The sequence below is a fragment of the Nocardia neocaledoniensis genome, assembly GCF_003182135.1.
Taxonomy (GTDB): Bacteria; Actinomycetota; Actinomycetes; order Mycobacteriales; family Mycobacteriaceae; genus Nocardia; species Nocardia neocaledoniensis.
Genome location: NZ_QGTL01000020.1, coordinates 52403 through 58605 on the forward strand (window position 1 = coordinate 52403; position 6203 = coordinate 58605).

Annotated in this window: 6 protein-coding genes and 1 rRNA gene; 4 read left to right on the top strand and 3 right to left on the bottom strand. The window is 68.7% G+C overall.

Going from position 1 to position 6203, the window contains the following annotated elements; translation table 11 throughout:
* Positions 1–45 precede the first annotated feature (45 nt).
* Positions 46–1620, top strand: coding sequence for a Na+/H+ antiporter (locus tag DFR69_RS32965; protein ID WP_110041610.1), 1575 nt, complete (start codon positions 46–48; stop codon positions 1618–1620).
* On the opposite strand, the gene DFR69_RS32970 is transcribed toward DFR69_RS32965, so the two are convergent.
* Positions 1617–2339: a VIT1/CCC1 transporter family protein gene (locus DFR69_RS32970; RefSeq protein ID WP_110041611.1), complete on the bottom strand. Its 723-nt coding sequence runs from the start codon at positions 2337–2339 to the stop codon at positions 1617–1619. The two genes, DFR69_RS32965 and DFR69_RS32970, sit on opposite strands and share 4 nt — an antisense overlap.
* A gap of 9 nt (positions 2340–2348) precedes the next feature.
* Complete coding sequence (locus DFR69_RS32975) at positions 2349–2903, bottom strand: YdcF family protein (protein ID WP_110041612.1); 555 nt, start codon at positions 2901–2903, stop codon at positions 2349–2351.
* Between the two features lie 38 nt (positions 2904–2941).
* On the opposite strand from DFR69_RS32975, the gene DFR69_RS32980 reads away from it, so the two are divergent.
* Positions 2942–4438 (top strand): flavin-containing monooxygenase, encoded by a 1497-nt coding sequence (locus DFR69_RS32980; RefSeq protein WP_110041613.1) that lies wholly within the window; start codon positions 2942–2944, stop codon positions 4436–4438.
* 78 nt (positions 4439–4516) lie between these two features.
* Positions 4517–4924, top strand: coding sequence for a DUF7144 family membrane protein (locus DFR69_RS32985; protein ID WP_110041614.1), 408 nt, complete (start codon positions 4517–4519; stop codon positions 4922–4924).
* A 51-nt stretch (positions 4925–4975) separates the two neighbouring features.
* Here DFR69_RS32985 and DFR69_RS32990 read toward each other — a convergent pair whose 3' ends face one another.
* Positions 4976–5449, bottom strand: a complete 474-nt coding sequence (locus DFR69_RS32990) for a MarR family winged helix-turn-helix transcriptional regulator (RefSeq protein WP_110041615.1) — start codon at positions 5447–5449, stop codon at positions 4976–4978.
* A gap of 667 nt (positions 5450–6116) precedes the next feature.
* On the opposite strand from DFR69_RS32990, the gene DFR69_RS32995 reads away from it, so the two are divergent.
* Positions 6117–6203: ribosomal RNA gene (locus DFR69_RS32995) — 16S ribosomal RNA — on the top strand; the annotation flags it as partial.

The window sequence follows — 6203 nt, forward strand, 5'->3', positions numbered from 1 at the left end:
GGGTCGCCCCGCGCACGCCGTCGCCGTCGATGAGACTGATCCGCTATGGACCAGTTGGTGCTCACTCTGGTGATCCTGCTCGCCGCGGTACTGGCCGAATCGCTCGGCGGCCGCATCGGGGTCGCGCCCTCGATCCTGATGACCGTCTTCGGCTGCCTGCTCGCGCTCATTCCCGCGGTGCCCAGCCTGAACGTGCCGCCCGAACTCATCCTCCCGCTGGTGCTGCCGCCGCTGCTCTACGCCGCGGCCCGGCGCACCTCGTGGCGGCAGTTCGCCGAGAACTGGCAGATCATCGCGTTGCGCGCGGTCGGCCTGGTGATCGTCACGGCCGTCGCGGTCGCCGCGGTGTTCCATGCCTGGAACCCGGCGACCGCCGTCGCCGCGGGCCTGGTGCTCGGCGCGCTGGTCGCGCCGCCCGACCCGGTCGCGGCGACCTCGATGGCCAGTCGCCTCGGCCTGCCGCGCCGCCTGATCGTCACCCTCGGCGGCGAGGGCCTGTTCAATGACGTCACCGCGATCGTCATCTACACCGTCGGCATCCAGGCCGTGGTCACGGGCTTGTTCTCGCCGTGGCACGCGCTCGGCGATTTCGTGCTCGCCGCGGTGGTCGGGCTCGTCGTGGGCCTCGCCCTCGGCTGGCTGGGCAGTCGCCTCACCGGATACCTCGACAACGCCACCGGCCAGGTCGCGCTCAGCCTGCTGCTGCCCTTCGTCGCCTACGGCGTCGCCGAGCACTGGGAGGGCTCGGCCGTCCTCGCGGTGCTGGTGTGCGCGCTGTATCTGACCGACGCTGTCACCGAGATCGGGGATCGCGAATACCGGCTGGTCGCCGACGCCTTCTGGGACATCGCCGAGATGCTGATCACCGGCTTCGCGTTCGCGCTGATCGGCCTGGAACTGCGCGTGGTCATCGAGACCACCGGCCACGACTGGTCCGGGCTGGCCGGCGTCACCGTCGCCGTCCTCGCGGTCGTGGTCCTGCTGCGGCTGGCCTGGCTGCTGGCCACCTGGGTGATCAGCAGGAAGCTGGGACGGCTCACCGACGAGCCGTTCACGTGGCGCGAGGTGATCGTCACCTGGTGGGCGGGGATGCGCGGCGTCGCGACGGTGGCGCTGGCGCTGGCCGTGCCGTTCACCATCGAGTCGGGCGCCGATTTCCCCGCCCGCTCGCAGATCCTGTTCGTGGCCTTCGCAGTCGTGCTGTTCACCCTGCTCGTGCAGGGGCCCACCCTGCCGCTGGTCGTCCGGATCACCGGCGTGCACGCCGACACCAAGCGGGAACGCGCGCTCGAGAAAGAACTGTGGATCCGGGTGCGCCGCGCCGAACTGGCCGAACTGCAGCGGATCGCCGACACCGAGGACCTGCCGCCCGACGTCTACGACAACCTGCGCGATCGGATGCGCCAGGTCTCCGCCAAGGCCGACCCCGAAGCCGCCGACGCCGACGCCAAGGCCGCCATGGAGAACGAGCGCAAGTTCGCCGCGCGGATGCGCGCGGCCAGGGAAGCGGTCGTCGAGGCGGGCCGCCGCGAGGCGCTCGCGGCGCGCCGTGAACCGGGGATGCCGCCCGATGTCGTCGACCGGGTCACCCGCAGGCTCGATCTCGGCCCGATGCGCTAGCCGCCGAGCGTGTCGGTGAGCGTGCCGATCGCGTAGGTGATCGCCATCGCGAGCGCACCGCCGACGACCACCCGCAACACCGCCCTGCCGCGCCTGCTGCCGCCGAGTCGCGCGCTGAGCGAGCCGGTGAGCGCGAGCGCGACCAGCACCGCCACGAACGTCACCGGCACCCGCCACTGCGCGGGCGGCAGCACGATCGCCAGCAGCGGCAACAGCGCGCCGCAGGTGAAGGCGATCGCCGAGGATCCGGCCGCCGCCCACGGGTTGGTGAGCTCGTCCGGGTCCAGCTTCAGTTCGGCTTCGGCGTGCGCGGTGAAGGCGTCGTGCGCGGTCAGCTCCTCGGCGACCTGCCGCGCGGTCGCCGGGCTCAGGCCCTTGGCCTCGTAGATCTCGGTGAGCTCGGCGAGTTCGTAGTCGGGGAAGTCGGCCAGCTCGCGCCGTTCCTTGGCCAGCAGCGCCTTCTCCGAATCCCGCTGGGTGCTCACCGACACGTACTCACCGGCCGCCATCGAAATCGCGCCGGCGACGAGTCCGGCCACACCGGCGGCGAGAATCGTGGTGCTGTCGTTCGTCGTCGCCGCGACGCCGACCACCAGTCCGGCGGTGGACACGATGCCGTCGTTGGCGCCGAGCACCCCGGCGCGCAGCCAGTTCAGCCGGGAGGCCAGCCCCTCGGCGTGGGGTTCGTGCGGGTGGGTGTCGATCGGCGAGTCCGGCACCCGACCAGCCTAAACGACCTCGTCGCACCGCTGGTTCACGAAAGCCCGGACATACCCGGCGGATTGGCGCACGTACACCCTGGACCAGAACGAGAGGCCGTCCCCGGCGCCGCTGCCCACCATCGTGAGCTCGCCGTCGTAGCACCGGCCGACGAGGTAGCGCGCCCGCGACACGTGCGTGGTCGCGGTGACGACGATCAGATGACGCCAGCCGTAGATCGTCGCCCGCCGGACGATCTCCCTCGCCTCCCCGTCGGTGCGCGTCGGGTCGGGCACGAAGCACGAGACGCGAAAGGCGAAGCGCCCGCCGCAGAATCGATCCATGTTCGGATCGTCGGGGGAGGTCTGCGCGATCAGCACCTCGGGCGCGAAACCGCGCTCGGCCAGCTCGATCCCGAGGTCGAACCGCTCGTAGGGCACACCGCCGAGGACGACGATCACCTCGGCGCGCCGCAACGGATCCAGCTGCGGCCGGACGAACACCGGCCACCCGGCGACCGCGGCCGTCACCGCGATGACCAGTACGCCGACGAACGACCAGCCCGCCCGGCGAAAGATCGACACGGCACCGAGAATAGGCGAGACACGGCACACTGGACCCCATGACCGACTCCGCCGTTGCCCCCGAACACCTCGACGTCGTCATCGTCGGGGCCGGACTGTCCGGGATCGGGGCCGCCTACCGGCTGCAGACCGAACACCCCGGGCGCAGCTACGCGATCCTCGAGGCCCGCGCCGATCTCGGCGGCACCTGGGACCTGTTCCGGTACCCGGGCATCCGTTCCGATTCCGACATGTTCACCCTCGGCTACCCGTTCAAGCCGTGGCGCGCGGCCAAGTCGATCGCCGACGGCGCCTCGATCCTGGACTACATCCGCGAGACCGCGCGCGAGAACGGGATCGACCGGCACATCCGCTACGGGTCGAGGGTGATCGGCGCCGACTGGTCGTCGGCGCGGGCGCGCTGGCAGCTCACCATCGCCCACGAGGGTCCCGACGGCCCCGAGCTGAGCACCCTGACCTGCGGATTCCTCTACACCTGCGCCGGCTACTACGACTATCAGCAGCCGCACGACCCCCACTTCGACGGCCGCGAGGATTTCGCGGGCACCCTGGTGCACCCGCAGTTCTGGCCCACCGACCTCGACGTGCGTGACAAGCGGATCGTCGTCATCGGCAGCGGCGCGACCGCGGTCACCCTGGTGCCCTCGCTGGCCGACGAGGCCGAGCACGTCACCATGCTGCAGCGCACGCCCACCTGGATCAGCGCCGTCCCCGGCCGCGACAAACAGGCCGACAAGATCCGCGAGCTGCTGCCCGCCGGGCTCGCGCACCGGCTGATCCGGACCAAGAACATCCTGTTCAACATCGGTTTCTACCAGTACTGCCGCCGTCGCCCCGCCGCCGCGCGCAAGCTGCTCACCGGCCTCACCACCCGCATTCTCAAGGACGAGCGGCTGGTGGCCGAACACTTCACCCCCGACTACGACCCGTGGGACCAGCGCCTGTGCGCCGCCCCCGACGCCGACTTCTTCAAGGCGATGAAGAAGGGCAAGGCCGCGGTGGTCACCGACCGGATCGACGCGTTCGTCCCGGAGGGCATCCGCCTGGAATCGGGCAAGATCCTGCCCGCCGACATCATCGTCACGGCCACCGGCCTGCGCTTGCTGGCCTTCGGCGGGATCGCCCCGTCGGTCGACGGCACCCCGGTGCCGCTGGCCGAGCAATTCGTCTGGCAGGGCGCGATGCTCACCGGCCTGCCCAATTTCGCGATCTGCGTCGGCTACACCAATGCCTCCTGGACCCTGCGCGCCGACCTCACCTCGCGCCTGGTCTGCAAGGTCCTCACCCATCTCGACCGCACCGGCGCCGCGGCCGTGGTCCCCGATCCGAAGGGCTCGCTCAGCGAGCGCCCGCTGCTCGACCTGAACGCGGGCTACATCCAGCGCTCGATCGCGGCCTTCCCCCGCCAGGGCGACCGGCATCCGTGGCGGGTCAGGCAGAACTATCTGCTCGATGCCCTGTTCACGCTGCGTACCGACCTCGGCAAGACGCTGCGCCCGGTACGCCGGGTCCGCGAATTCACCCGCAACGGGTGAGGCGCGCCGCCGGTCCGCTTCCTACCGTCGGTGTGTGCCGCTGTGGCACGTCTGTTGACGTGAGGGAAAGGCCGAGCGATGACGACGAACCAGAATCAGCATCCCGTCCGAGAGGGCATCGCGGCGGGAACCTCCATCGGGGCCGGCATCCTGCTGGCAGTGGTCGGCGTCCTGCAGATCCTGCAGGGAATCGCGGCCGTCGCCAACGATGACCTGATCGTCGTCGGCCCGGCGTACACCTACCAGTTCGACCTGACGGCCTGGGGATGGTGGCACATCATCTTCGGTGCGATCGCGGTGATCGTCGCGATCGGTCTGCTGGCCGGTCAGACGTGGGGACGAGTGTTGGCGATGGTGATCGCGGCACTGTCGATCGTGGCGAACTTCCTGTGGCTGCCGTACTACCCGTGGTGGTCGATCCTGGTGATCATCCTGGACATCGTGGTCATCTGGGCGGTCGCCACCTGGCACCCCGACCGGGTCTGAGATCTGCCGCCACGATGCCGCTCCCGGCCGACCGGGGGCGGCATCGCCGGTTCAGGGGGCGGGTTCGTCCCCGCGCAGGGTGCCGACGAGATGATCGGACAGTCGCTCCCCGAGGGTGGCCAGCTCGGCTTTCTGCGGTGCGTCGAGCCCGTCGAGCACGAGCGTGCGCACCGCGACCAGGTAGTCCGGCGTCGCCTCGACGACCTTGGCCAGTCCGCTCTCGGTGAGCACCGCGTCGACCCCGCGGCCCGACGCCGCGGCCACCCGCCTGGCCCAGCCGACCCGCTCCAGCTTGGAGACCACATGGGAGATGCGGGAGATGGACCCGTGCCCCCGCGCGGCGAGCACGCTCAACCGCATCCGGTTGTCCGGTGCCTCACGCAGCAGCGCCATGATCCGGTACTCGAAGTGGGTCACCCCGAACTCGCGTTGCAACCGTGAGTCGAGCGCGCTGGGAACGCGCATCGCCAGGGTGACCACCGCGCTCCAGGCGCGACGTTCGACCGAGTCGAGATCGTCGGTCACCTCGGCCTCCTTCCGCCCTGGGTTAACCAAAGAATTGCTGATGGTTCGTGAACTGTATATCGACCCGGGGTGGGTGTCCATGTGGGACAGGACATAGTTCCAGGTGAGAAGGCATTTATAGTTCGCCGCCAAGCTGGACGAGCGATCAGTTGCCAGTGGATCGCCATGGGTGTCTCAGATCACGCGGGGTGTATCCCGGCGGGGTGGCGGACTGCCGACCGTGCTGGGGGCGCGGTGCCGACCTGGGGAAACGCCGGATCTTCCAGGCGATTTGACTTCGTGTTCGGCGGTGCGTAACTTAGTTCGAGTCAGAGCGACACGGACACAGTCCGCCGAGCGCCTGACTGATCATCTAGCCAGTCGAACTCCTCCCGAACTTGCTTCGGTTGGGTTGTCTGCGCTAGGTTGGAACAGTTGCCTTGCCGAAGCCCCGATGAAATGTTGCGGGTGGAGGCTTGTGCGTGTGTTCTTTGAGAACTCAATAGTGTGTCGATGAATGTCAGTGCCAATATTATTATTGGTTCCGCTTCTCATACCCCCCCCGGTTGAGGAGCGGACATTTTGAACAACAGCGAATCTTTTTGCTGGTGTTCGGCAATGCTAGGTTTTCGGACTCTAGTCTTTTGATTTTTCTGATTCGCTCCCTTGGGGAGTGTTTCGAGAGTCTTCAACGGAGAGTTTGATCCTGGCTCAGGACGAACGCTGGCGGCGTGCTTAACACATGCAAGTCGAGCGGTAAGGCCCTTCGGGGTAC

Excerpts from the sequence above, each read along its gene's own strand:
- DFR69_RS32980 (WP_110041613.1), top strand. The coding sequence starts at position 2,942 with ATGACCGACTCCGCCGTTGCCCCCGAACACCTCGACGTCGTCATCGTC.
- DFR69_RS32965 (WP_110041610.1), top strand. The coding sequence starts at position 46 with ATGGACCAGTTGGTGCTCACTCTGGTGATCCTGCTCGCCGCGGTACTG.
- DFR69_RS32985 (WP_110041614.1), top strand. The coding sequence starts at position 4,517 with ATGACGACGAACCAGAATCAGCATCCCGTCCGAGAGGGCATCGCGGCG.